Origin of the sequence: Microbacterium arabinogalactanolyticum, assembly GCF_030268005.1 — a bacterium.
In the GTDB taxonomy this organism is placed as follows: Bacteria; Actinomycetota; Actinomycetes; order Actinomycetales; family Microbacteriaceae; genus Microbacterium; species Microbacterium arabinogalactanolyticum.
This window is the reverse complement of sequence record NZ_BRZC01000004.1, coordinates 81,208-104,931: the sequence shown is the minus strand read 5'-3', so window position 1 is coordinate 104,931 and position 23,724 is coordinate 81,208. Positions and strand designations below refer to the sequence as shown.

Below are 23,724 nucleotides of genomic sequence, written 5' to 3'. Positions count from 1 at the left end.
TGACGACGTGTCGCGAAGTCGGTTTCGGGCGCGCGCGAGCGTTCAGCGCGAAGAGCCCGTGCACAATTCTACGACCTCTCGCGCCGCGGTGGCGACGTCGGCGTTCACGACGAGGTAATCGAACTCGTTCTGCGCCGCCAGTTCGGTGCGCGCGGTGCGCAGCCGGCGGGCGCGCTCCTCCGCGTCCTCGGTCCCCCGGCCGACCAGCCGGTTCACCAGCTCGTCCCAGGACGGCGGCAGCAGGAACACCAGCGACGCCGACGGCTCGGCCGCCCGGACCTGCCTGGCACCCTGCAGATCGATCTCCAGCAGCACGGTCCGCCCGGCCGCGAGAGCGTCGTCCACGGGCCCGCGGGGCGTGCCGTACCGGTACTTGTTGTGCACCGTGGCGTGCTCGAGGAGCCTCCCGTCGGCGATCATGCTGTCGAACTCCGCGTCGTCGACGAAGAAGTAGTGCACGCCGTCGACCTCCCCCGGGCGCGGCGCCCGCGTGGTGGCCGACACTGAGAGGTGGATCTCCGGGTACTGCTCACGGATCTGCGCGGCGACCGTGCCCTTGCCCACGGCGGTCGGGCCCGCCAGCACGAGCAGCCGGCTGCGACCCGGACGAGCGGTGTGCGGGGGGAAGCGCCGGTCCAGCCACTCCGACAGCGCGGCGAGCTGACGCACGCCGAGACCGCCCAGGCGCTTGACCGGCGAGATGTGCAGTTCCTCGAGGATCCGATCGCGCTTGCCGGCGCCGATGGCGGGCAGGGCCATCAGGAAGTCGGTGATGCGCAGGGTCGCGGCATCCGACTCGGCATCCTCGACCGCGCGCCGCAGGACGTCCTGCGGCGCGGTCACCCGGGTCGTGAGGTCCCGCTTCAGCGCGGCCCGCGCGCGCCTGCGCTGCAGTGCGCGGCGCGATGCGGCGGCACGATCCACCTCGGGGACGACTCGACCTTCAGCCACGGAGAACCTCCTGATATCGCGCGGCACGCTCACTGATGACGTCCGCGATGCCTGCGGGGCCGACGCCGAGGATGCTGCGGCTCTCGCTCGCGAGCACCTGTCCCGCCGTCGCCCCGAAACGGGTGATCAGATCCTCCGGCGTGGCGCCCTGCGCACCGAAACCGGGGGCGAGGATCGGCATGCGGCTGAGCACCTCGTCGCCGAGGCCCACCTCGTCACGATCGACGGTGGCGCCGATCACGAGACCCACCGGCCCGAGACCGCCCTCGAACGCTGGCGATCCGTTGGCCCACGCCACATCCCTCGCCACCCGCCTGGCGACCGTCTGATCCTCCTCGGAGGCGACGTCCACGGTGCGCGCCGTCTGCAGCGAGGCCGCTTCGGGGTTGCTGGTCGCAGCCAGGACGAACACGCCCTTGTCCGCGCGCACTGCCGTCGTGATGGTCTCCCGCAGGGAGTCCGGGCCCAGGTACGGGCTGATGGTCACGGCATCCGACTCCAGGGGCGAGCCGGGCTCGAGCCACGCCGACGCGTAGCCGGCCATCGTCGAGCCGATGTCACCGCGCTTGGCGTCGGACAGCACGATCAGGCCGGCCGCGCGTGCAGCCGCGATCACCTCTTCGAGGGCGGCGAACCCCTTCGAGCCGAAGCGCTCGAAGAACGCCACCTGCGGCTTGACGACGCCGGCCCGGCCGGCGGCGGCCTCGACCACCGCCAGACCGAACGCGCGCAGACCGTCCGCATCCTGCGTCAGCCCCCACTGCTCCAGGAGCGCCGCGTGCGGGTCGATGCCCACGCACAGCGGGCCGTACGCATCGAGAGCTGCGCGCAGGCGGGTTCCGAAGGGAGTGCTCACTCGGCGGCCTGCCGATCCAGCTCGTACTCCTGCAGGCTGCGCACCGAGAAGCCCTCGTTCGCCGCGTCCATGCCACTGACTGCCGCGCCGAGCACCGCCATCGTGGTGAACAGCGCCTTGTCCGCGGCGACCGCCGCCGCGCGGATCTCGTAGCCGTCGGCGCGGGCCGCGCCTCCGCTGGGCGTGTTCACGATGATGTCGATCTCGCCGTCGTTGATCAGGTCGACGATGTTGCGCTCGCCGTTCCCCTGCGTCTCGCTGTACTTGGCGGCGAGAGCGACCTGGATGCCGTTGCGGGACAGGATCTCGGCGGTGCCCTCGGTGGCCACCAGCGAGAAGCCCAGCTGCGCGAGACGGTGGGCGGGCAGGATGACGTCGCGCTTGTCGGAGTCGGCCACCGAGATGAACACGGTGCCCGAGGTGGGCATTCCGCCGTACGCGGCGGCCTGGCTCTTGGCGAACGCGGTCGGGAAGTCGGCCGCGATGCCCATCACCTCGCCGGTGGAGCGCATCTCCGGGCCGAGGACCGAGTCGACGACCTTGCCGTCGTGCGTGCGGAAGCGCTTGAACGGCAGCACGGCCTCCTTCACGGCGATCGGGGCGCCGAGCGGCACGCTCGAACCGTCCTGCGCGGGAAGCATCCCCTCCGCGATGAGCTCGGCGATGCTCGCCCCCGCCATCACGCGGCTCGCAGCCTTCGCCATCGGCACGCCCAGCGCCTTGGAGACGAACGGCACCGTGCGGCTGGCCCGTGGGTTCGCCTCGATGACGTAGAGAACGCCGGCGCTGATCGCGAACTGCACGTTGAGCAGGCCGCGGACGCCCACGCCCTCTGCGATCGCGAGCGTCGCCGCCCGCACCCGCTCGATCTGGGTGCGGCCGAGCGAGATCGGCGGCAGGGTGCAGCTCGAGTCGCCGGAGTGGATGCCGGCCTCCTCGAGGTGCTCCATGATCCCGCCGATGTACAGGTCGTTGCCGTCGTACAGCGCGTCGACGTCCAGCTCGATCGCGTCGTCCAGGAAGCGGTCCACGAGCAGGGGCTTGCCCTCCTCGATCACGACATTGCCGGCGGTGCGGACGAAGTAGTCGCGCAGGGATGCCGTGTCGTAGACGATCTCCATGCCGCGGCCTCCGAGCACGAAGCTCGGGCGCACCAGCACCGGGTAGCCGATCTCCTCGGCGATGCGCACCGCGCCTTCGACGTCGATGGCCGTGCCGTTGCGCGGCGCGACCAGGCCCGCGTCGTCCAGCAGCCGGGAGAACAGCTCCCGCTCCTCGGCGAGGTCGATCGCGGCCGGGCTGGTGCCGAGCACCGTGTAGCCCGCGGCCTCGATGCCCTTGGCAAGGCCCAGCGGCGTCTGACCGCCGAGCTGGCACACCACGCCCAGGATCGTCCCGCTCTGCGCCTCGGCGTCGAGCACCTCGAGCACGTCCTCGAGCGTGAGCGGCTCGAAGTACAGCCGGTCCGAGGTGTCGTAGTCGGTGGACACGGTCTCGGGGTTGCAGTTGACCATGACGGTCTCGTACCCGGCATCCGACAGCGCGAACGATGCGTGCACGCAGGAGTAGTCGAACTCGACACCCTGCCCGATGCGGTTCGGTCCAGAGCCGATGATGACCACCTTGGTGCGCTCGGACGGTGCCACCTCGGTCTCGAAGTCGTAGCTCGAGTAGTGGTACGGCGTGAGCGCGGGGAACTCGCCCGCGCAGGTGTCCACGGTCTTGTAGACCGGGCGCAGGCCCAGGGCGTGGCGGATGCCGCGCACCTCGGGCTCGCTGATACCGCGGAGCTGCGCGATCTGGGCATCCGAGAAACCGTGCTCCTTGGCGTGCCGCAGCGTGGCGGCGTCCAGCTCCGCGGCCTGTGCGACGCTCTGCGCGACCTCGTTGATGAGCACGATCTGGTCGAGGAACCACGGGTCCATCGCCGTGGCGTCGAACGCCTGCTCGATCGTGGCGCCCTTGCGCAGTGCCTGCTGCAGCACGACGATCCGGCCGTCGGTGGGGGTCTTCGCGATCTCCAGCAGCTCGTCGACCGAGCGCTCCTCGGGACCCCAGTGGAACGACGAGCCGCGCTGTTCGAGGGAGCGCAGCGCCTTCTGCAGCGCGGTCGTGTAGTTGCGGCCGATGGCCATGGCCTCGCCCACCGACTTCATGGTGGTGGTGAGGGTGGCGTCCGCGGCGGGGAACTTCTCGAACGCGAAGCGCGGCACCTTGACGACCACGTAGTCGAGCGTGGGCTCGAAGCTGGCGGGCGTCACGCCGGTGATGTCGTTCGGGATCTCGTCGAGCCGGTAGCCGAGCGCGAGCTTGGCGGCGAGCTTGGCGATCGGGAAGCCGGTGGCCTTCGACGCCAGGGCCGACGAGCGCGAGACGCGCGGGTTCATCTCGATGACGATGATGCGCCCGTTGGTCGGGTCGACCGCGAACTGGATGTTGCAGCCCCCGGTGTCCACGCCGACGGCGCGGATGATGTCGATCGAGATGTCGCGCATCTTCTGGTACTCGCGGTCGGTGAGGGTCAGCGCCGGCGCGACCGTGATCGAGTCGCCGGTGTGCACGCCGACCGGGTCGACGTTCTCGATGGAGCAGACCACGACCGTGTTGTCGGCCGTGTCGCGCATGAGCTCGAGCTCGTACTCCTTCCAGCCGAGGATCGACTCCTCCAGCAGCACCTCGGTCGTGGGCGAGTCGTGCAGGCCGGCGCCGCCGATGCGACGCAGGTCCGCCTCGTCGAACGCGAAGCCGGAGCCCAGGCCGCCCATGGTGAAGGACGGGCGCACCACCAGCGGGTAGCCGAGCTCGGCCGCACCGGCGAGCAGCTCGTCCATGGTGTGGCAGATGACCGACTTGGCGACGTCCGCGCCGGCCTCGATCACGAGCTCCTTGAAGATCTGGCGGTCCTCACCCTTGCGGATGGCGTCCACCTTCGCGCCGATCAGCTCGACGTCGTACTTCTCCAGGATGCCGCGCTCGTGCAGCGCCATGGCGGCGTTCAGCGCGGTCTGCCCGCCGAGGGTCGGCAGGATCGCGTCCGGCTTCTCCTTCGCGATGATCGTCTCGATCACCTCGGGGGTGATCGGCTCGATGTAGGTGGCGTCGGCGAAGTCGGGGTCGGTCATGATGGTGGCCGGGTTGGAGTTCACCAGGATGACGCGCACGCCCTCCTCGCGCAGCACCCGGCACGCCTGGGTACCGGAGTAGTCGAACTCGCAGGCCTGACCGATCACGATCGGCCCGGAGCCGATCACCAGAACGGATGTGATGTCGTCGCGCTTCGGCATTACTCAGCGTCCTTTCCGGCGATGTCTGCGAGGACCAGGTCGCGGAACCTGGCGAAGAGGTAGTGGGCGTCGTGCGGGCCTGCGGCCGCCTCGGGGTGGTACTGCACGGAGAAGGCGGGGATGTCGTGGGCGCGCAGTCCCTCGACCACCTGGTCGTTCAGGCCGACGTGGCTGACCTCGACGGTGCCGTAGCCGTTGGGGCTGGCGAACGTGCCGTCCAGGGGCGCCTCGACCGCGAATCCGTGGTTGTGCGCGGTGATCTCGACCCGGCCGGTGGCCCGGTCGAGCACGGGCTGGTTGATGCCGCGGTGGCCGAAGGTGAGCTTGTAGGTGCCCAGTCCGAGAGCGCGCCCGAACAGCTGGTTGCCGAAGCAGATGCCGAAGTACGGCAGCTTCGCGTCGAGCACCTGGCGCAGCACGGCGACCTGACGGTCGGATGCCGAGGGGTCTCCGGGGCCGTTGGAGTAGAACACCCCCACCGGGTCGACGGCCTGGATGTCGGCGAAGCTCGCGGACTGCGGCAGGACGTGCACGTCGAAGCCGAGGCGGGCCAGGTTGTCGAGCGTGGACTGCTTGACGCCCAGGTCGAGCACGGCGAGGTTGCCGATGCGCTCCCCCTCGGCGGGGATCACGGTGGGCTCGCTGACCGAGACCTCCGCGGAGAGGTTCTGCCCGGCCATCTGCGGGGCGTCGGTCACGCGGCGCAGCTGCTCCTCGGCATCCAGCTCGGCATCCGGGCCGGAGAAGATCCCGCCGCGCATGGAACCGGTGTCGCGGATGCGCCGGGTGAGAGCGCGCGTGTCGATGCCGCTGATGCCGACGATGCCGTCCCGAACCAGCACGTCGTCGAGCGACTCCTCGGCGCGCCAGTTGGACACGCGGCGCGCGGGGTCGCGCACGATGTAACCGGCGACCCAGATGCGCGCGGACTCGTCGTCCTCGCGGTTCATCCCGGTGTTGCCGATGTGCGGCGCGGTCTGCAGCACGATCTGACCGGCGTAGGACGGGTCGGTGAGGGTCTCCTGGTAGCCGGTCATGCCGGTGGCGAAGACGACCTCGCCCAGGGTGGTGCCGACGGCGCCGTAGGCGCGGCCGGTGAAGCGGGTGCCGTCCTCGAGGACGAGCACGGCGGACGTCAGCGGGGACGGCGCCCCGGTGGTGGGATTGCTCAAGACTGTTCTCCGTTCTCGGAGCCGGCGCTCAGGCGCTGCAGCTGCGGGAGGATCTGCTGCGGCCCGACGGATGCGGGACGCAGGAAGGAATCTACGATGGTGCCTTCGGCGACCCGCCAGACGAGGCGGATCAGACCGTTCGGCTCGACGACCCGGTCGATGGCGACCGTCGCGAGGTCGGCTGCGAGCAGCCGTTCGGATGCGATGAACACGGTGGGAGAGCCGTCCAGGCTGAGCGCCACTCCCCGGTCGGTGAGCACGAGCTCGCCACGGGCGCGGTACGTCAGCGCCTTCATCGCGATGCGCTCCAGAGGCTGATCGTGGACGGTCGTCGCGACGTACAGGACTTCGTGGCGATCGATGACGTCAGCGTGCTCCGGGACTCCGAGGGGCGCGGTCAGCGCGGAGTCCCGGCTGATGCGTCGTCGCCAGGCGAAGAGCATCGCGGCGAGGACCAGGAGTGCGACGGCGATCGTGATCAGCACTGCTGCTTCGCGCGTCATGCGAGTTCCTGCACGAGCTGCCCGTCGTCCACCGTCACGACGCCGCCATGGATCGTCCACTGCACGCGCCCGGGAAGGTCGCGACCGAGGTACGGCGAGTTGTGGCTGCGGCCGTGCAGGTCGGCCTCGGTGAACACACCGGGGACGCTCGGGTCGTAGAGGGTGACGTGCGCCGGCGCGCCGACCTCCAGCGAGCCGAAGCCCTGCAGCTGTCCGATGCCCGCGGGTGCCGAGCTCATGACGCGCGCGACGTCGGCCCAGTCCAGCATCCCGGTGGCGACCATCGACTGGTGCACGACGCGGAGCGCGCTCTCCAGCCCGACCATGCCGTTGGCGGCGACCTGCCACTCGCAGGCCTTGTTCTCGGCCGGGTGCGGGGCGTGGTCGGTGGCGACGATGTCGATCGTGCCGTCCGCCAGGCCCTCGCGGACGGCGGTGACGTCCTCGGCGGTGCGCAGCGGCGGGTTGACCTTGTACCGCGCGTCGTAGTCGCGGACCAGCTCGTCGGTCAGCAGCAGGTGGTGCGGCGTGACCTCGGCGGTGACGCGGATGCCGCGCTTCTTGGCCCACCGGATGATGTCGACCGAGCCCGCGGTGGACAGGTGGCAGACGTGCAGCCGCGAGCCGACGTGCTCGGCGAGCAGCACGTCACGGGCGATGATCGACTCCTCGGCGACCGCCGGCCAGCCGGCGAGGCCGAGCTCGGCGGAGACGATGCCCTCGTTCATCTGCGCGCCCTGGGTGAGGCGGGGGTCCTGGGCGTGCTGCGCGATGACTCCGTCGAACGCCTTGACGTACTCGAGCGCGCGACGCATGATCAGCGGGTCCCAGACGCAGAACCCGTCGTCGCTGAAGACGCGCACGCGAGCGCGGGAGCCGGCCATGGCACCGAGTTCGGCGAGCCGCTCGCCCTTCTGCCCGACGGTGACCGCGCCGATCGGCTGCACCGTGGCGTAGCCGGCGGCCTCGCCGAGGGCGAGCTCCTGCTCGACCACGCCGGCAGTGTCGGCGACGGGCTGGGTGTTCGGCATGGCGAACACGGCGGTGAATCCCCCCGCCGCGGCTGCCTGGGTGCCTGTGAGCACCGTCTCGGATGCCTCGAAACCGGGCTCGCGGAGGTGTGTGTGTAGGTCCACCAGTCCGGGCAGGGCGACGAGCCCGGCCGCATCGATGACGCGCGCACCGCTGCGGGTGAGTCCGGCGCCGATCTCGACGATGACGCCGTCCTCGATCGCGATGTCGGCGCTGTCGCCACCGAGCAGCTGGGCTCCCGTGATGACGAGGTTCCGGTTCACTTCGCTTCTCCTCGTTCGTCGTTGCGCTCCCCCGCCAGCAGCAGGTAGAGCACGGCCATGCGCACCGAGACGCCGTTGGTGACCTGCTCCAGCACGGTCGAGCGCGGGGAGTCTGCGGCCTCGGAGGAGATCTCCAGACCGCGGTTCATGGGGCCGGGGTGCATCACGATGCTACTCTCGGGCAGCGTCGCGGCCCGCAGTGCGTCGAGCCCCCACAGCCGGGAGTACTCGCGCTCGGTCGGGAAGAACGCCGCGTGCATGCGCTCCACCTGGATGCGGAGCATCATCACGGCATCCGGACCCTCGGCCAGTGCCTGGTCCAGGTCGTAGAGCACGCGCACCGGCCATTGCGAGACGTTCTGCGGCACGAGCGTCGGCGGGGTGACCAGGGTCACGTCGGCTCCGAGGGTCGAGAGCAGCCAGACGTTGGAGCGTGCGACCCGGGAGTGCAGCACGTCGCCGACGATGACGACGCGCAGGCCGCTCAGGTCGCGGCCGCGGCTGTCGGCGCCGTACCGGCGCTTGCGGATCGTGAAGGCGTCCAGGAGGGCCTGCGTGGGGTGCTCGTGCGTGCCGTCGCCGGCGTTCACGACTCCTGCCGAGATCCAGCCGCTGGTGGCGAGGGTGCGGGGGGCTCCGGATGCCGAGTGGCGGACCACCACGGCATCCGCGCCCATCGCCTCGAGGGTCTGCGCGGTGTCCTTGAGGCTCTCGCCCTTGGAGACGCTGGATCCCTTGGCGGAGAAGTTGATCACGTCCGCGGAGAGGCGCTTGGCAGCGGCCTCGAAGGAGATGCGTGTGCGCGTGGAGTCCTCGAAGAAGAGGTTCACGACAGTCTTGCCGAGCAGCGTCGGGAGCTTCTTGATCTGCCGGGACTGGGTCTCGGCCATGTCCTCGGCCACATCGAGGATGCGCAGGGCCTCGTCGCGCTCGAGGCTGCGGGTGTCGAGCAGATGCCTCATGATTCGATCGTCACCTCGTCGGCGCCGTCGAGCTCTTTCAGGCGGACATTGACGCGCTCCGTGCGCGAGGAGGGGATGTTCTTGCCGACGAAGTCGGGGCGGATCGGCAGCTCGCGATGACCGCGGTCCACGAGGATAGCCAGACGCACGACGGAGGGCCGTCCGATGGACTGGATCGCATCGAGCGCGGCGCGGATGCTGCGCCCGGAGAACAGCACGTCGTCCACCAGGACGACCGTCTTGCCGTCGATGCCGCCCTCGGGGATCTCGGTGCGCTTGGGCGCACGGGTCGGGTGCTTCGACAGATCATCCCGGTACAGCGTGATGTCGATGGAGCCGACCGGGATCTCCGTGTCGGCGATGCCCGCGATGATGGGGCCGAGCCGATCGGCGAGCGTCACCCCGCGGGTCGGGATGCCGAGAAGGATCAGGCCTTCGGCGCCGCGGTTGGATTCGAGGATCTCATGGGCGATGCGCGTCAGCGCGCGCGCGATATCGGCTTCTTGCAGCACTGTTCGTGCGGCCATCTGCCACTCCCTTCTCCGCCTCACAGGACGGGCTTAAAGGTTGGGTGATGGTCCAAGTCTAGCGATTCACCTCGTCCGACGTTGGTATACCGGCGCACTCGAAAGGGGTGCTTGACACCTAGCCATGCTAGGCCTAGTGTCACTAGGCATGAACGCCGAATCCCTCAAGGGGCACATGGACATGCTCGTGCTGGCCGTCATCGCACGTGGGCCGCTGCATGGCTACGGAGTGATCGACGCACTGCGCGAGCGCAGCGAGGGCTCCTTCGATCTCGCGGAGGGCACCGTCTACCCGGTGCTGCACCGTCTGGAGCGGGCCGGGCTGCTGAGCCATGAGTGGTCCGAGTCGACGGGACGCAGACGCAAGCTGTACCGCCTCACGGCGTCGGGCACCGCTCGGCTCCGTGAGCAGCAGAACGGCTGGCGCGAGTTCGTCGGGGCCGTGGAGTCCGTGATCGGAGGCCGGGCATGGCCGGCGATGGCCTGATCGACCGGTATCTCGTGCTCCTGAGCCGCCGGATGCACGGTCGTCCCGACGCACAGGACCTGCTCGATGAGATCGCCGATCACCTGCTCTGCGCGACGGAACGGCTCGAACTGCGGGGCGTCCCTCGCGCTGAAGCGGAATCCCGCGCTCTGGCACGACTGGGCGATCCGCGCCTGGTGGCCGCACTCCTCACCTCGACTCCTTCGAAAGGAACTGTCTTGTCTCTGTTCTTCGCTCGCCGCCTGGGGATCCTGGCCGGCCTGGCCTCCGTGGCATGGGCGCTCGCGGCCATCTCCTCCTATTTCGGCTTCACCTCTCTCTCGGGCAGCTGGTCGTCGGAGCGCTACCTCGTCTCCGCTGCACTCGTCGGCGTGGCATGTCTCCTCACCGCCGCCGTCCTTCTCGGCGTGAACATCCGAGCGCGCGGTCGCATCGATGCCACTGCGGTGTGGATCACCGCTCTGGCGATACTCGCGGCTGCGGCGGGAACGGTGCTGGCGTGGGTGGTCGCGCTCTGGATGCCCCTGCTCGCGGCGGCCGTCACCTGGACATGCATCCGCGCCCACCGTGCTCACGCCGGCTCGCCTGCGCTGGCGACGACGCTGGCAGTCCTCTCCCCGGTCCTCGGTGCCGCCTCGATCGGCGTCAGCGCCTACGGGGTTCTGACGGGCAACGGGATGGAGGCCGCGATCTGGGGCTCTGTCGCCGCGTTCGGTGTGCTGCTCTTCGCGGGCTTCGTCGACATCGCCGCACGGGTCGCCGAGAGCGTCCGCGCGACTCCCGCCGCGGCCTGATCAGCCTGAGGCGCCTCCCGCCCTGGTGGACCGGCGGCGCCTGAAGCAGCCGCTATGGTTCCGCCGAAACAGGAGGATCACCGAGGACAGGACGGTTCCGCATGGAGCCGTCCTGTCCTCGTGAATCGTCCTGTTCTGGGAGTCCGGGTCGCCCTCAGCCGGCGCGCAGCGCCTCGTCGGTGAGCGGGCACTGCGAGACACGGATCGGATGACCGGTGGTGGTCAGGCACTTGCCGGTCTTCAGGTCCCACTTCCAGTCGTGCATGCTGCAGGTGAGCACGCCGTCTTCGTCGATCTTGCCGGTGCGGGTCAGATCCGCGCGCAGGTGCGGGCAGCGGCGCTGCACGACCCAGTCGCCGATCTCGGCGTCCTCGGTCTGATCGGTCTGCTCCTGGTACCAGTTCTCCACGTACTCGATGCGGTCCACTGACAGGCACTTGAGGAACGTGGTGAGGAACTCGTTGAACTTGCCGCTGCGGCCCACCGAGAACTGCATGGAGAGGAAGATCGAGTTCGACCAGTCGATCTCGTGATCGACGATGTTGGTGGACACCAGGTCGGCGGGGATGGTGTACCAGTAGATGCACTCCTCCCCCGCGTACTCGCGCACCTTCGCCTTGGGGAAGTCGACGACCATGTCCAGCTCGCCGATCCTGAACCGCACGTTGCCGCCGACACCGAGGCGGATGGTGCGGGACTTCTTGATGAGCGGCTCCCACCACTCCTTGATCGCGGCGAGCATCTCGGCGGGCGGGATGATCTCGGCCCGTCGTGCCTCCTCGTCGCGGAGCTCCTGCTGCCGCGAAGCACGCTGCTCCTCGAGGTACTCCCACTTCTCGTCGAAGATGCGGCTGATCTCGGCATCCGAGTACAGGCTCTGGGAGACGTTCAGCTCGCCGCCGTTCAGGTCCACGATGGTGCCGGGGATGAAGAGCTGTCCGTCGTACTGAGGCGCCTGCTCCTTCAGGTGGGCGAGGAACTCCTTCTGATCCGTGAAGATCGAGTCGTCGTCCTGGCCGGTGCCGTTGTAACGGAAGATGTCGTCGCGCAGGAACATCGGCGGTCCCGCCATCGGGAAGACGTGCGGCGCGTCGACCTTCTCGATGTAGTACATGGCGCGCTTGTTCTGCGCCTCGCGCTTCAGGCGCGCGAAGTTCTGCTTGGCATCCTGCGGCAGGTCGTACACCATGGGCCACCAGATCGCGCCGGAGACCTGAGTGAAGTACGCCTCGGGCTTGCCGAAGGACAGCAGCGCCTCCAGATCGAGGGGATGGGAGTCGTTCTGGTTGAGGATGGATGCCGTGCCGTCGTCGACGCTCAGGGAGGAGTCGCCGATCGGCCCGTCGCTGGGGGCGCGCAGCGGCGTGATCATGATCTTGGTTCCGCCCCGCTCGAAGATCTCGCCGGCGGGGGCGTAGAAGATGTTCTCGTACCCGAGGGCGCGGATGTCCTTCTCGAGATCGTCGGTGACGTACTCGGGCAGCAGCACCTCGATGTCCTTGCGGATGTACTTCTCCAGCAGGCGCGGATCGAAGTGGTCGCGATGCCGGTGCGAGATGTACAGGAAGTCGGCCTCGTGACCGTAGCGCTCCCAGTCGAGGCCGCGATTGTCCGGGAACGGGAACCACGAGCCGAAGAAGGACGGTCCGAGCACAGGGTCGCAGATGATGTTTCCGCCGACAGTCTCGATGAACATCCCGGCGTGGCCGAGTCCCGTGATCCGCATGTCTCTCCTCGTGCTTGGGCAGCCTCGATTCTACCGGCGGGCTCCTGTGCCGCACCGGTGACCGGCCGGGAGAAAGCGCGCCGGGCGTGCCGTCAGTCCAGCCCGGCCACCGACACGCCCAGCCAATCCGCCAGCTCGCCCAGCTCGAGGCGCACGAGTTCGTGCTCGTCCGGCCCCCACTCGTCGAACTCATGGATCGCGTTCACGCGCAGCACCTCCCGCTCGCGATCGTGCTCGGCATCCAGCATCCCGATGAAGCGATCGCCGAACAGGATCGGATGCGCGAAGTGGCCGTACACGCGCTGCGGCTTCGGTTTGAACTGCTCCAGCACGTACGTGAAGCCGAACAGCTCGACGAGCCTCCTGCGGTCGAACAGCAGGCGGTCATAGGGGTTGAGGAAGGCGACCCGGCCGCCGGGATCGGGCTCGTCGAGCGCCCGCAGCGCGTCGGGATCCACCCGGAACCGCATGGTCGTCCCCTCGACCCGGGCGGCCTCGCCGGTGTCCTTCCCCACGCCGCTCCACCAGCGGTGCGGGCGCGCGAGCCCCTCCGCCCGCAGGCACCGGCGCTCCAGCTCCGCCGTCGCCTCCATCGGCTCGAGCTCCGCCAGGTCCTGCGGGAAGGCGCGCTCCGCGACATCCCAGATGCGGTTGCGTCCGACCCTGCCGACGATGCCCACTTCGCCGTGACGGGAGAGCAGATCGAGCATGATCGGCACCTGGTTCGCGCCGTACCACCCGTCCGGCGCCTTCGACACCTGTGCGGTGTCGGGGATCTCGGATGCCGTCATCGGTCCCTCCGCCCGGAGGCGGGCGAGCACCTCGCGGCGGAAGCCGTCGTTCGCCGCAAGCCATTCGATCGCACTCGCCCGCACGGCCGGGTCTCGCATGCCCGCCCGGATGGCGGGCAGCAGGGAGACCGGCCGGAAGGCGCCGTCGAACTCGAGCAGAAGCCGGTCCTGCTCGACCGCCTTCTTCAGCTGGCCGGGCTCGTACGACCAGCCGATCCGCGACCAGAGCACCGTGTGCTCGCAGGGCGCGATCACCGCCGTGGGGTCGATCTTGATCTGTCCGATCTGCTCGGCGACCTCGACCACGTCGCCGGGACGGTCGGCGTCGAGCAGCGCCGCGCGCACCACGATGCGCCGTGCCTGCTCGAGAGTCAGCTCATGCGAAGTCATCGCTCCGAGCCTAGATCGCGGGTCAGGTCTCCAGAAGGCCCCGGATGTCGTCGGCGGTGAGCGCCTTCGAGAAGAGCTCGTCGTCGTCCATCACGGCGGTGAACAGGCGCGCCTTGCGCTGCTGCAGCGCCAGGACCTTCTCCTCGATCGTGCCCGAGGCGATCAGCCGGTAGACGAACACGCGGCGCGTCTGTCCGATGCGGTGCGTGCGGTCGATGGCCTGCGCCTCGGCCGCGGGGTTCCACCAGGGGTCGAGGAGGAACACGTAGTCGGCCTCGGTGAGCGTGAGTCCGAATCCACCCGCCTTGAGGCTGATGAGGAACACCGGCTGCTCGCCGTCCTTGAACCCGTCGATGACCTCAGCGCGGTTTCGTGTTGACCCGTCCAGGTGCACGTAGGAGATTCCCGCGGCGGTGAGCCGCTCCGCGGCGAGGTCGAGGAAGCTCGTGAACTGGCTGAACACCAGCGCTCTGTGCCCCTCCGCCTGCAGCTCCTGGACGTGCTCGAGCAGCACGTCCAGCTTGCTGGAGGGGATTCCGGCATCCGCCTCATCGATCAGGCCCGGTGCCAGGGCCAGCATCCGCAGCATGGTCAGCGAGCGGAAGACGATGAAGCGGTTGCGGTCGAGGTCCGCGAGCAGGCCGAGCAGCTTCTGCCGTTCGCGTTGCAGCACGGCGTCGTAGCGAGCGCGGTGCGCGGGCGAGAGCTCGACGAACACCTCCTGCACCTGCTTCTCGGGCAGCTCGGCGGCGACGAGCTCCTTGGTGCGTCGCAGCATGAGCGGGCGGATGCGTCGTCGCAGACGCTCCAGCCGGCGCTGCCGGTAGTCGCCGCCCTCCTCGTTGTCGGGGACCTTGCCCTTCTCGATGGGCTGCACGTACTCCTCGCGGAATCGTCGTGCCGACGGGAACAGGCCGGGGGCGGTGAGCGAGAACAGCGCCCAGAGGTCGGTGAGGCTGTTCTCCAGCGGGGTACCGGTCACGGCGATCTTGACTCGGGCGCGCAGCGCCGCGATGGCCTTGTGCGCCTTCGTCGAGGGGTTCTTCGCGAACTGCGCCTCGTCCAGGATCACGCCTGCCCACTCGACATCCGCGTACTCGCTGTCGTCGAGACGCAGCAGCGTGTAGGAGGTGACGACGACGTCGGCCTGCTGCACCGCGTCGGCGATGCGCTCGTCCCGGCGGGACGCGGTTCCCTCGATGATCCGCATCCGCAGGCCCGGCACGAACCGCGCCGCCTCGCTGCGCCAGGTTCCGAGGACGGAAGTCGGGGCGATCACGAGGAACGGGCGCGTCTCCCCCGCCTCGCGCGCGTGCGCGATCAGTGCGAGCAGCTGCAGCGTCTTGCCGAGGCCCATGTCATCGGCGAGCACTCCGCCGAGACTGTGAGCCCACAGGAATGCCAGCCAGTCGAACCCCTGCTTCTGGTAGGGACGAAGCTGCGCGTTCAGCCCCTCAGGCACCGGCGTGGGCGGCACGTGCTGCACGTCGCGGAGTCCTTCGGCCAGCGCGCGCCACGAGACCGCCGACTCGGACTGGTCCGCGAGGTCCTCGAAGTCCGCCCACAGGGCGGTCTGGTGCCGGCTGATGCGCGGACCGGTCTCCCACTCGGCAAGATCGGCGGCCTCGTCGATGAGCTCGCGGAGCGCCTGGAGAGCGGGATGCGCGAGGGAGAACCAGCTGCCGTCGACGAGCATCAGCTTGGTGCGTCGCATGCTGAGCGCGGTGAACAGGGGCGTGAACGGGATGGAGACGCCGTCGATCTTCACGATGATGCCCAGATCGAACCAGTCCGGATCGGTCGACTCGACGGTGGAGACCGTGATCTCGGGAGCGCCGGTGAGCTCACGGTACTTCTTGCGCTTGCCGGTGACGACGACGCGCACGTCGCTCTCCTCGAAGGCGGGCAGGACGGTGGACGCCCATTCGGCGGCGGGCACGCCGATCACCGCCGCCCGCGGTTCGAACGGGGTGTCGGTCGCAGATGCCCAGATGCGTTCGAGCACGCGCAGCTCGCGCTGCTCGGCGTCGGCGTCGCGGAAGGCGTGGTCGGCGGGCACCGGCTCGCCCGAGACGACCGGCACGGTTCCGTGGCCCGCGTACTCCCACTCGAAGCGGTGCTCGAGGCGGTCGGCCGAGCCGAAGTTGACGCGGAGCACGGGCACGGGCCGCACCGGTGCGGGCAGGGACAGGCCGCTCGCGGCCGTGACCGTCGACTGCCGCGCGATGCTCGGGTACGCCTCGTCGAGGAACAGGTCGCGATCCTCGGCGGACACCTCGATGGGCTCCTCCGCCGTGATCGCCCCGCGCACGGGCGCGCTCAGGTGCACGGGCGCGAGGGTCACCTCGATGTCGGCGCCCACGACCTGCCACCGGTAGAGGCCGGTTGTTCCGATCGGGCGGACGGATGCTGCGGGCACAGGCTGGTCGTCGATGCGGATGTCCGCGCCGACCAGCAGTCCGCCGTGCTCGTCGGTGTCGATGCGGATGCCCGCCGATGCGTGATCGGCGAGACGGACGGTGGTGTGCGTCTGCGCCGCGACCATGGGGATGCCGAGACTCGGCAGCGAACGGAGGTGCTGCCAGAGCAGCGGCGATTCGACCCGGTCCAGCGGTATCCAGTCCGAGGCCGTGCCGGAGAGCAGCGAGTCCCGTGCGATGGCGAGGAAGTCGGTGAACCAGCGCGACTGCGCGGCATCGAAGCGGATGCCGGGGCGCCGGATGCCGTCCCAGGTGACGTCGCCCTGGATCCACTTGCCGGTGGAGTCGCTGCGCATCAGCGGACGCACGGAAAGCTGCACCTCGCCGTGCTCGCGGGTCAGCTCGCGTGGTGTGGCGGTGCGGGCGGGGGCGGAGCCCCAGCGATCGCGCGCCCTCGACGGCCGCACGCGCAGCTCGACGCCCAGAGCGAGCGCCGTGATCTGCCGAGCCGGAGCGGCCTCGGGCACCAGCCGCCGCCAGGCGGCGCGCTGGGCGTCCAGGCGGCGTTCGACCGCGATCCGCTCGCGGGCCTCCTTCTCGGGTGCGACGAGCATCGCCGCGACGACGTGCTTGCAGCCGCGCTGCAGAGGGCAGGAGCACGCGGTGCCGGCGATCTCTCCGCCGTTGAAGCGGATGCGGCACCGGTACGGCGCGGGCTCGCTGCCGTACACGTCGGCCGTGAGCGTCTCGGTCGCAGCATCCCACGAGGTGCGCTCGACGTGGCCACGGCGGGCGTAGTCCAGGCCGCGCTGATAGCCGCCGTCACCGGCGAGCCGGCGCAGCTGCTGCGCACTGGGCCGGGGAATGCTCATCTCAGCATCCTTCCCGGCAGCACCGACACTCCGCCCGGTTCAGCGGGGATCCTGCGCAACTCAGCGTGCGCGGTCGATGCGGGCGAGCACACCGTGCACGAACGCGCCGGAGTCCTCGGTGGAGAGCTCCTTGGCCAGCTCCACTGCCTCGTCGATCGCGACCGCGGTGGGAACCTCGTCGTTGAAGAGGATCTCCCAGGTGCCGATCCGCAGCAGGGCACGATCGACCGCGGGCATCCGCTCGAGCTTCCAGTCACGGCTGTGCGTGGTGATCTGCTCGTCGATCTCGTCGTGGTGGTCGATGATCCCATCGACGATGTCGCGGGCGTACAGCCACGACGCCTGGCGGGAGGGCTCGCTCGCAGCGCGTGCGGCAGCCGCGGCGAGGGACACCGACACCTCTTCTCCGCGCACGTCGGCGGAGAAGAGGATGTCGAGGGCGCGCTTGCGCGCCTTGGTGCGTGCGCTCAACTCAGTCGTTGACCCGGCCGAGGTAGCCACCGGTGCGGGTGTCGACCTTGACCTTGGTGCCCTGCTCGAGGAACAGCGGAACCTGGATCTCGTAGCCGGTCTCGAGCGTGGCGGGCTTGGTGCCGGCCGACGAGCGGTCGCCCTGCAGGCCCGGCTCGGTGTAGGTGACCTCGAGCACGACGGATGCCGGGAGCTCGATGTACAGCGGGTTGCCGTTGTTCAGCGCGATCTGCACCTGCTGGTTCTCGAGCATGAAGTGCGCGGCGTCGCCGACGGTCGCGGCACCGACGGTGAGCTGGTCGTAGTCCTCGACGTCCATGAAGACGAAGCTGTCGCCGTCGGTGTAGAGATACTGGAAGTCGCGACGGTCGACGTTCTCGATATCGATCTTGGCGCCGGCGTTGTACGTGCGGTCGACGACCTTGCCGGAGACGACGTTCTTCAGCTTGGTGCGCACGAACGCACCGCCCTTGCCGGGCTTGACGTGCTGGAACTCGATGACGCTCCACAGCTGTCCGTCGATCGAGAGGACGACGCCGTTCTTGATGTCTGCAGTGGATGCCATGCTGGTGCGAGTCCGTTCGTTTCGAAGGTTCAATGGCCGAGCGCGGATGCGCGCAGGAAGTGGCCAAGGATTCATCTTATCGGATGCCGGCGAAACGCCTGCGCGGAGTATCGCAGCGGAGGACGAGCCCGACGACGTGCTCCCGTCTGATGACGGTTCAGGCTCTCGAGTCCGGGTCATTCAGAGCGAGTATCTGCGCCTTCTCGGCGATCGTCAGGTCCGAGCTCGCAAGCACCTCCTGGAGCACGCCGGATTTGCCTGCGATGTACGTGTCGATGTCCATCTCCGCGTCACCAGCCAACGCGAGCTTCACTTCTCCGTATCTCTGACGGAGCAGCGCGTCGCGTCGCAGGACGTCTCGCACAGCCAGGTGGTTCCGCAGATGCAGGGTTCCCTCCACGCAGAGGTAGACGTGACGAGCAGGACGCTGATCGGGCGTCCGGAACGCTTCTCTGCCGGGCAGTCCGAGATCGCCGGCATGCTCGTATCCAGCGGCCTCCAGGGCCGCGATCGCCGCAACAAGGTCCGGGCGTCCGACGATGATGTCGATGTCGATGATCGGTTTCGCGGCCAGCCCCGGCACCGCGGTGGAGCCGACGTGCTCGATCGATCCGACCGGTACACCGGAAAGGGCCCGCGCCAGCTCTTCTGCTACGGCGGCGAACTGCGCCGGCCACTCATCGGAATACGGGACCACCAGGATGCTCACCCCAGGATCCTCCCACGGAGCGTCAACGCGGACTCAACCTCGGGGAACGAGCGCTCCGTCACCCAGCAGCCGACGGATCTCCGGCCACGCCCGCGCACCCAGTTCGGCATCCGCTTCCGGACTGCCGCCGCGCAGCATCCGAGCACCGCCCGCTGCCGGGAGCTCCCCGGGCAGCAGCAGACGATGTCCCGCCCCGGGGTGGGTGACGACCGTCGTGGCGAGGCCGCGATCGGTCCGCACCGCCTCGACCTCCGACGCGAACCGGTCGCTCGGCCAGACCTGATCGTCACCGCCCGCGACCAGCAGCACCTCGCCCGCGATGTTCTCCACGGGAATCCGCGCCGCGTCGGTCGCGGCGGCGTCCAGTTGGAGACTCGCCTCGTACAGGGAGACGAAAGCGGGCGGGTCCGACCGCGGGGTCCAGTACGCGTCGAAGGCCACGAACGGCAGAGGCCGGCCGCCGAGCGTCCAGTGCGAGGACCACGCCCCGTCGTGCGCGCCCGCCCAGACCACCGACGATGGCGCGACCGCGATCACGCCATCGACCGTGGCATAGGCCGCCGTGGTCAGCACCGCCTCCGCGCCGAACGATGTGCCGAACAGCACCACCCGGTCCGCGTCGCGGCGCAGCTCCCCGATCTGCCCTGCGAAGAGCTCCAGCGGAACCTCGTGCGGGGAGGGCCGCTGGTCGGCTCCCCCGAACCACCGGATCGCACGCACGCGTGCTCCGGTCGTCGACAGCAGTTCCGCGCGCTCCCGCTCCACGCGCCCGCTGGACCCCGCGAGCAGCAGCACGGCGGTGCCGTTCGGCTCGGCGGGGACGGCGTCGAACCGATCCTCGGATGCGAGCATGGCGACTACTCGCCGAGCTGTGCGACCAGCTCCCGCACCGCCTCGGCATAGCCGTCGATGCCCTTGCCGACCACACGCACCGCGGCGACGTCCTCCAGGTACGAGAAGTGCCGGAACGACTCCCGCGCGTACACGTCGGAGATGTGCACCTCGGCGAACGGCATGCCGACACCGGTCAGGGCGTCACGCAGCGACACCGAGGTGTGGGTCAGGCCGCCCGGGTTGATGACGATGCCCGCGCAGTCCCCTCGCACGGCGTGGATCGCGTCGATCAGCACGCCCTCGTGGTTGCTCTGCACCGCGCGCACCTCGTAGCCGAGGCCGTCGGCGACCTCTGCCACGAGCTGCTCGACATCGGCCAGCGTCGCGGTGCCGTACACCTCCGGCTCGCGGGTGCCGAGCAGGTTCAGGTTCGGGCCGTTGACGAGCAGCAGGCGCCGGGTGCTCACGCTCCGACCTCCTGGTAGGCGGCGAACATCAGCGACTCGTCGGGCGCCTGCAGCACGGTGGGCTTGGCGATGTCGTCCAGCACGATGAACCGCAGCATGCCGCCGCGTGCCTTCTTGTCGCGCTGCATGGTCGCCAGCAGCGTGTTCCACGCTCCCGCCCGATAGGTGGTCGGAAGGCCCAGCGATTCGAGCACGTTCCGATGCCGGTCGACAGCGGCGTCGGGCAGGCGTCCGGCCAGACGCGACAGCTCCGCCGCGTACATCATGCCGATCGAGATCGCCGCGCCGTGACGCCACTGGTAGCGCTCGGTGTGCTCGATCGCGTGCCCGAGCGTGTGCCCGTAGTTGAGGATCTCCCTCAGCCCCGCCTCGCGGAAGTCGTCCGAGACGACCTTCGCCTTCATCTCGATGGCGAGCTCGATCGTGCGGCGGAACTCGTCCGTGGAGGTATCGACGGCGCGCGCGGGGTCGGCTTCGATGATGTCCAGGATCTCCGGCGCCCAGATGAAGCCGGCCTTCACGATCTCCGCATAACCGGCGGTCGCCTCGTTAGCGCTCAGGCTGCCCAGCTCGTCCAGGTCGCCGATCACGGCCCGCGGCGCCCAGAACGCGCCGACCATGTTCTTGCCCTCGTTGGTGTTCACGCCGGTCTTGCCGCCCACGGCCGCGTCCACCAGGCCGAGCACCGTGGTCGGCACCTGCACCACCTGCACGCCACGCAGCCAGGTCGCCGCCACGAAACCTGCGAGATCGGTGACCGCGCCACCGCCGTACCCGATCACCGCGTCCGAGCGGGTGAAGTCGGCCTGGCCCATGACCTGCCAGCAGAACGCCGCGACCTCGATGCGCTTGCCCGCCTCGGCGTCCGGGATCTCGGCGAGCAGCACCTGCACTCCCCCGTCCGCCACCAGGCGGTCGCGCAGCTCTGCCGCACGGTTCGCGAGCGTCGGCGGGTGCACCACGAGCACCTTCTTCACCGCCGGGTCCAGGGCCGTCCTGACCCGGTCGAGGATGTCGCGACCCACGGTGATGTCGTAGGCAGCCTGTCCGGTCACGCTGATGGTCTTGACGGTCATTCCTGTTCCTTCCTCCAGGCGGCGATCCTCTCCGCCAGCATCCGCATCGGCGTGCGGGAGGTGTCGACGGTGAGATCCGCGACCTCCTCGTACCAGCCGCGGCGCTCCTCGAAGATCCTCCGCCATCGTTCCAGCGGGTCGTCGTCGCCGGTGAGCAGCGGTCGTCCGGTGCCCCCGATGCGGCGGGACACCGCCTCCGGGGACACCGTGAGGAACACGACCGGATGCCGCGTCAGCAGCGCCCTCGTCGCGGCATCCGTCACGGCGCCGCCGCCCAGGGACACGACACCGCCGTCCGACACCGCGGCGGCGACCGCCGCCCGCTCCAGCTCGCGGAAGTACGGCTCGCCATGCTCTGCGAAGATCTGCGGGATCGGCCCGTGCACCGCCGCGATCCGCTTGTCGGTGTCGCTGAAGGGCACCTCGAGCAGTCTCGCGACCTTGCGACCGACGCTCGTCTTGCCCGCGGCCATCGGGCCGACGAGCACCAGTGTCAGCGGCGGATCGTCCCGCTCAGGAGAGCTCATCATGGGCGAGCAGCGCCGCCTCCGATGCGGGAGCGGTGCGCAGGGCCTCCGGGATGCCGGCGAGGTAGCCTTCCAGGTTGCGACGCGTCTCGCGGATGCTGTCGCCTCCGAACTTCTCCAGCACCGAGTTGGCGAGCTCGATGGCGACCATGGCCTCGGCCACGACGCCCGCTGCGGGCACGGCGCACACGTCGGAGCGCTGGTGGTGCGCCGTGGCCTCCTCGCCGGTCGCGACGTCGATCGTTCGCAGCGCGTGCGGCACCGTGGCGATGGGCTTCATGCCCGCACGGACGCGCAGCACCGTGCCCGTGGTCATGCCGCCCTCCGTGCCACCGGCGCGGTCGGACCCGCGGGTGATGCCGCCGTCCGTCTCGAACAGCTCGTCGTGGGCGGCCGAGCCGCGACGGCGCGTGGTCTCGAAGCCGTCGCCGACCTCCACGCCCTTGATGGCCTGGATGCTCATCAGCGCCTGCGCGAGACGGCCGTCGAGACGACGGTCCCAGTGCACGTGCGAGCCGACCCCCGGGGGCAGACCGTAGGCGAGCACCTCGACGATGCCGCCGAGCGTGTCGCCGTCCTTGCGCGCGGCGTCCACCTCGGCCACCATCAGCGCGGAGGTGGCGGCATCGAAGCAGCGCAGCGGGTCGGCGTCGAGCGCGTCCACGTCATCGGGCGTCGGCAGCGCGGAGCCGTCCGGGACCTGCACAGGACCGATCGAGAGCGTGTGGCTGACCAGGCGGATGCCGAGCTCCGACAGGAACGCCCGCGCGATCGCGCCCAGGGCGACCCGGGCCGCCGTCTCACGGGCGCTCGCGCGCTCGAGGATGGGCCGGGCCTCGTCGAAGTCGTACTTCTGCATGCCGACGAGGTCGGCGTGGCCGGGACGGGGACGCGTCAGCGCCGCACCGCGACCGCGGGACTTCTCGGTCAGCTCGGTCGGGGCGGGGTTCATCACCTCGGTCCACTTCGGCCATTCGGTGTTCCCGATCCGCAGGGCGATCGGGCTTCCCAGCGAGAGGCCATGGCGCACCCCACCGGAGATCGACAGCTCGTCCTGCTCGAACTTCATCCGAGAACCGCGCCCGTAGCCGAGCTTGCGGCGCTGGAGGTCGGCCTGGATGGCCTCGGCCGTGATCGTCACACCGGAGGGCAGGCCCTCCATGACGGCGATGAGTTCGGGGCCGTGGGATTCGCCGGCCGTGAGCACGCGGAGCATGCCTCTAGTCTTCCACGACCGCCGACCGCATGACTGCCACGATGACGTCCTCGTCCGGGAGTGCGGCATCCTGCTCCCCCGTCAGGAAGATCCGGATCTGTCGCACCGCCTGGTAGAGCAGCATCTCGAAGCCCGAGATCACCTTCTCCCCCGACCAGCCCGCGGCGAGGGCCGAGGGCCACGGTGCGTACGCCGCCTCGAAGAGCACACCGCCGGAGCCCGACAGCGGCGCGGCGAGGGCGGCATCCAGCACGGTGCCGCTGGGCAGGGTCGCCACGGTCGCGTCGACGGAGCCGGCGGCGGCGTCGAAGGGCACCGCGTCGACCGCGACGTCCAGCGCGTCACCGATCCGGGTCAGTCTGGCTGCCGCCTCAGGTCGGCGCGCGCGCACCTCGACGCGTTGTGCGCCGAGGTCGTGTGCGGCGACGAGAGCGGATGCCGCGGTCGCCCCCGCGCCGAGGATCCGCACCGACCGGATGGTGGAGACGCCGGCGTTCCGGAACGCGTCGATGATGCCGCCGACGTCGGTGTTGAAGCCTCGCAGCCGCTCCCCCAGCAGAAGCGTGTTGGCCGCTCCGGTCAGGCGCGCGTGTCCGTCCAGCTCGTTGGCCGTGTCGTGCGCGATCTCCTTGAGCGGCATGGTCAGCGAGAGTCCGCGCCACGAGTCGTCGAGGGCGTTCAGCGCGGCAGGGAAACCCGCCACGTCGACGCGCTGCCGGTCGTACTGCCAGTTCAGCCCCAGCTGAGCATAGGCGGCACCGTGCAGGGCGGGCGACCGGCTGTGGCCGATCGGGTCGCCCCAGACGGCGAGACGAGAGCGCGTGCTCAC

22 protein-coding genes are annotated in these 23,724 nt (G+C 69.7%); 2 read left to right on the top strand and 20 right to left on the bottom strand.

The genetic code is table 11. The features are described 5' to 3' along the window. Positions 1-42 precede the first annotated feature (42 nt). The 8 genes from gmk to pyrR are packed head-to-tail and all read right to left on the bottom strand — an operon-like array spanning position 43 to position 9,550. Positions 43-951, bottom strand: a complete 909-nt coding sequence (gmk, locus tag MIAR_RS04855) for a guanylate kinase (protein ID WP_285632181.1) — start codon at positions 949-951, stop codon at positions 43-45. Next, the gene (gene pyrF / locus MIAR_RS04850; protein ID WP_285632178.1) at positions 944-1,807 is read right to left on the bottom strand and encodes an orotidine-5'-phosphate decarboxylase; all 864 of its coding nucleotides are present in this window, start codon (positions 1,805-1,807) and stop codon (positions 944-946) included. Before pyrF ends, gmk begins: the two co-directional genes overlap by 8 nt. Next, positions 1,804-5,091 (bottom strand): carbamoyl-phosphate synthase large subunit, encoded by a 3,288-nt coding sequence (carB, locus tag MIAR_RS04845; RefSeq protein WP_285632175.1) that lies wholly within the window; start codon positions 5,089-5,091, stop codon positions 1,804-1,806. Before carB ends, pyrF begins: the two co-directional genes overlap by 4 nt. Next, complete coding sequence (gene carA / locus MIAR_RS04840; RefSeq protein ID WP_285632173.1) at positions 5,091-6,263, bottom strand: glutamine-hydrolyzing carbamoyl-phosphate synthase small subunit; 1,173 nt, start codon at positions 6,261-6,263, stop codon at positions 5,091-5,093. The genes carB and carA overlap by 1 nt, the downstream gene beginning before the upstream one ends. Then, on the bottom strand, positions 6,260-6,766 hold the full coding sequence (locus tag MIAR_RS04835) for a PH-like domain-containing protein (protein ID WP_285632170.1): 507 nt from the start codon (positions 6,764-6,766) through the stop codon (positions 6,260-6,262). The genes carA and MIAR_RS04835 overlap by 4 nt, the downstream gene beginning before the upstream one ends. Beyond that, positions 6,763-8,061 carry a dihydroorotase gene (locus MIAR_RS04830; RefSeq protein ID WP_285632167.1) on the bottom strand — a complete coding sequence of 433 codons (1,299 nt, stop codon included), beginning with the start codon at positions 8,059-8,061 and terminating at the stop codon, positions 6,763-6,765. The genes MIAR_RS04835 and MIAR_RS04830 overlap by 4 nt, the downstream gene beginning before the upstream one ends. Continuing rightward, positions 8,058-9,023 carry an aspartate carbamoyltransferase catalytic subunit gene (locus MIAR_RS04825; RefSeq protein ID WP_285632164.1) on the bottom strand — a complete coding sequence of 322 codons (966 nt, stop codon included), beginning with the start codon at positions 9,021-9,023 and terminating at the stop codon, positions 8,058-8,060. Before MIAR_RS04825 ends, MIAR_RS04830 begins: the two co-directional genes overlap by 4 nt. Further along, positions 9,020-9,550 carry a bifunctional pyr operon transcriptional regulator/uracil phosphoribosyltransferase PyrR gene (gene pyrR, locus MIAR_RS04820; protein WP_285632161.1) on the bottom strand — a complete coding sequence of 177 codons (531 nt, stop codon included), beginning with the start codon at positions 9,548-9,550 and terminating at the stop codon, positions 9,020-9,022. The genes MIAR_RS04825 and pyrR overlap by 4 nt, the downstream gene beginning before the upstream one ends. Before the next feature lie 148 nt (positions 9,551-9,698). Between pyrR and MIAR_RS04815 the strand changes: the two genes are divergently transcribed. Both MIAR_RS04815 and MIAR_RS04810 read left to right on the top strand, forming a co-directional pair. Next, positions 9,699-10,037: a PadR family transcriptional regulator gene (locus MIAR_RS04815; protein WP_285632158.1), complete on the top strand. Its 339-nt coding sequence runs from the start codon at positions 9,699-9,701 to the stop codon at positions 10,035-10,037. Further along, a complete protein-coding gene (locus tag MIAR_RS04810; protein ID WP_285632155.1) occupies positions 10,019-10,831 on the top strand; it encodes a permease prefix domain 1-containing protein in 813 nt (270 codons plus the stop codon). The genes MIAR_RS04815 and MIAR_RS04810 overlap by 19 nt, the downstream gene beginning before the upstream one ends. Positions 10,832-10,985: 154 nt before the next feature. Here the strand turns inward: MIAR_RS04810 and MIAR_RS04805 are convergent, their stop codons facing one another. From MIAR_RS04805 to MIAR_RS04750, 12 genes are all read right to left on the bottom strand, one after another. Continuing rightward, complete coding sequence (locus MIAR_RS04805; RefSeq protein ID WP_285632152.1) at positions 10,986-12,557, bottom strand: Rieske 2Fe-2S domain-containing protein; 1,572 nt, start codon at positions 12,555-12,557, stop codon at positions 10,986-10,988. A 92-nt stretch (positions 12,558-12,649) separates the two neighbouring features. Then, positions 12,650-13,738: a DNA glycosylase AlkZ-like family protein gene (locus MIAR_RS04800; protein ID WP_285632149.1), complete on the bottom strand. Its 1,089-nt coding sequence runs from the start codon at positions 13,736-13,738 to the stop codon at positions 12,650-12,652. 22 nt (positions 13,739-13,760) lie between these two features. Further along, complete coding sequence (locus MIAR_RS04795) at positions 13,761-17,030, bottom strand: DEAD/DEAH box helicase (RefSeq protein ID WP_285632146.1); 3,270 nt, start codon at positions 17,028-17,030, stop codon at positions 13,761-13,763. Between the two features lie 60 nt (positions 17,031-17,090). After that, complete coding sequence (gene nusB, locus MIAR_RS04790) at positions 17,091-17,501, bottom strand: transcription antitermination factor NusB (protein WP_285632143.1); 411 nt, start codon at positions 17,499-17,501, stop codon at positions 17,091-17,093. A gap of 1 nt (position 17,502) precedes the next feature. Then, positions 17,503-18,066, bottom strand: a complete 564-nt coding sequence (gene efp, locus MIAR_RS04785) for an elongation factor P (protein WP_285632140.1) — start codon at positions 18,064-18,066, stop codon at positions 17,503-17,505. Positions 18,067-18,223: 157 nt separating this feature from the next. Continuing rightward, the gene (locus MIAR_RS04780; RefSeq protein WP_285632138.1) at positions 18,224-18,775 is read right to left on the bottom strand and encodes a GrpB family protein; all 552 of its coding nucleotides are present in this window, start codon (positions 18,773-18,775) and stop codon (positions 18,224-18,226) included. 33 nt (positions 18,776-18,808) lie between these two features. Further along, positions 18,809-19,627, bottom strand: a complete 819-nt coding sequence (locus MIAR_RS04775) for an acyl-CoA thioester hydrolase/BAAT C-terminal domain-containing protein (protein WP_285632136.1) — start codon at positions 19,625-19,627, stop codon at positions 18,809-18,811. 5 nt (positions 19,628-19,632) lie between these two features. Next, a complete protein-coding gene (locus MIAR_RS04770) occupies positions 19,633-20,076 on the bottom strand; it encodes a type II 3-dehydroquinate dehydratase (protein WP_285632135.1) in 444 nt (147 codons plus the stop codon). Next, entirely contained in the window at positions 20,073-21,152 is a 1,080-nt protein-coding gene (aroB, locus tag MIAR_RS04765) for a 3-dehydroquinate synthase (protein WP_285632133.1), read from the bottom strand. The genes MIAR_RS04770 and aroB overlap by 4 nt, the downstream gene beginning before the upstream one ends. Then, entirely contained in the window at positions 21,149-21,679 is a 531-nt protein-coding gene (locus MIAR_RS04760; protein WP_425561583.1) for a shikimate kinase, read from the bottom strand. The genes aroB and MIAR_RS04760 overlap by 4 nt, the downstream gene beginning before the upstream one ends. Next, positions 21,666-22,895, bottom strand: coding sequence for a chorismate synthase (aroC, locus tag MIAR_RS04755; protein ID WP_285632127.1), 1,230 nt, complete (start codon positions 22,893-22,895; stop codon positions 21,666-21,668). Before aroC ends, MIAR_RS04760 begins: the two co-directional genes overlap by 14 nt. A gap of 4 nt (positions 22,896-22,899) precedes the next feature. Then, positions 22,900-23,724, bottom strand: a complete 825-nt coding sequence (locus MIAR_RS04750; RefSeq protein ID WP_285632124.1) for a shikimate dehydrogenase family protein — start codon at positions 23,722-23,724, stop codon at positions 22,900-22,902.

Excerpts from the sequence above, each read along its gene's own strand:
- carB (WP_285632175.1), bottom strand. The coding sequence starts at position 5,091 with ATGCCGAAGCGCGACGACATCACATCCGTTCTGGTGATCGGCTCCGGG.
- MIAR_RS04835 (WP_285632170.1), bottom strand. The coding sequence starts at position 6,766 with ATGACGCGCGAAGCAGCAGTGCTGATCACGATCGCCGTCGCACTCCTG.
- MIAR_RS04825 (WP_285632164.1), bottom strand. The coding sequence starts at position 9,023 with ATGAGGCATCTGCTCGACACCCGCAGCCTCGAGCGCGACGAGGCCCTG.
- pyrR (WP_285632161.1), bottom strand. The coding sequence starts at position 9,550 with ATGGCCGCACGAACAGTGCTGCAAGAAGCCGATATCGCGCGCGCGCTG.
- MIAR_RS04815 (WP_285632158.1), top strand. The coding sequence starts at position 9,699 with ATGAACGCCGAATCCCTCAAGGGGCACATGGACATGCTCGTGCTGGCC.
- MIAR_RS04810 (WP_285632155.1), top strand. The coding sequence starts at position 10,019 with ATGGCCGGCGATGGCCTGATCGACCGGTATCTCGTGCTCCTGAGCCGC.
- MIAR_RS04805 (WP_285632152.1), bottom strand. The coding sequence starts at position 12,557 with ATGCGGATCACGGGACTCGGCCACGCCGGGATGTTCATCGAGACTGTC.
- MIAR_RS04800 (WP_285632149.1), bottom strand. The coding sequence starts at position 13,738 with ATGACTTCGCATGAGCTGACTCTCGAGCAGGCACGGCGCATCGTGGTG.
- MIAR_RS04795 (WP_285632146.1), bottom strand. The coding sequence starts at position 17,030 with ATGAGCATTCCCCGGCCCAGTGCGCAGCAGCTGCGCCGGCTCGCCGGT.
- efp (WP_285632140.1), bottom strand. The coding sequence starts at position 18,066 with ATGGCATCCACTGCAGACATCAAGAACGGCGTCGTCCTCTCGATCGAC.
- MIAR_RS04775 (WP_285632136.1), bottom strand. The coding sequence starts at position 19,627 with ATGCTCGCATCCGAGGATCGGTTCGACGCCGTCCCCGCCGAGCCGAAC.
- aroB (WP_285632133.1), bottom strand. The coding sequence starts at position 21,152 with ATGACCGTCAAGACCATCAGCGTGACCGGACAGGCTGCCTACGACATC.
- MIAR_RS04760 (WP_425561583.1), bottom strand. The coding sequence starts at position 21,679 with ATGAGCTCTCCTGAGCGGGACGATCCGCCGCTGACACTGGTGCTCGTC.
- aroC (WP_285632127.1), bottom strand. The coding sequence starts at position 22,895 with ATGCTCCGCGTGCTCACGGCCGGCGAATCCCACGGCCCCGAACTCATC.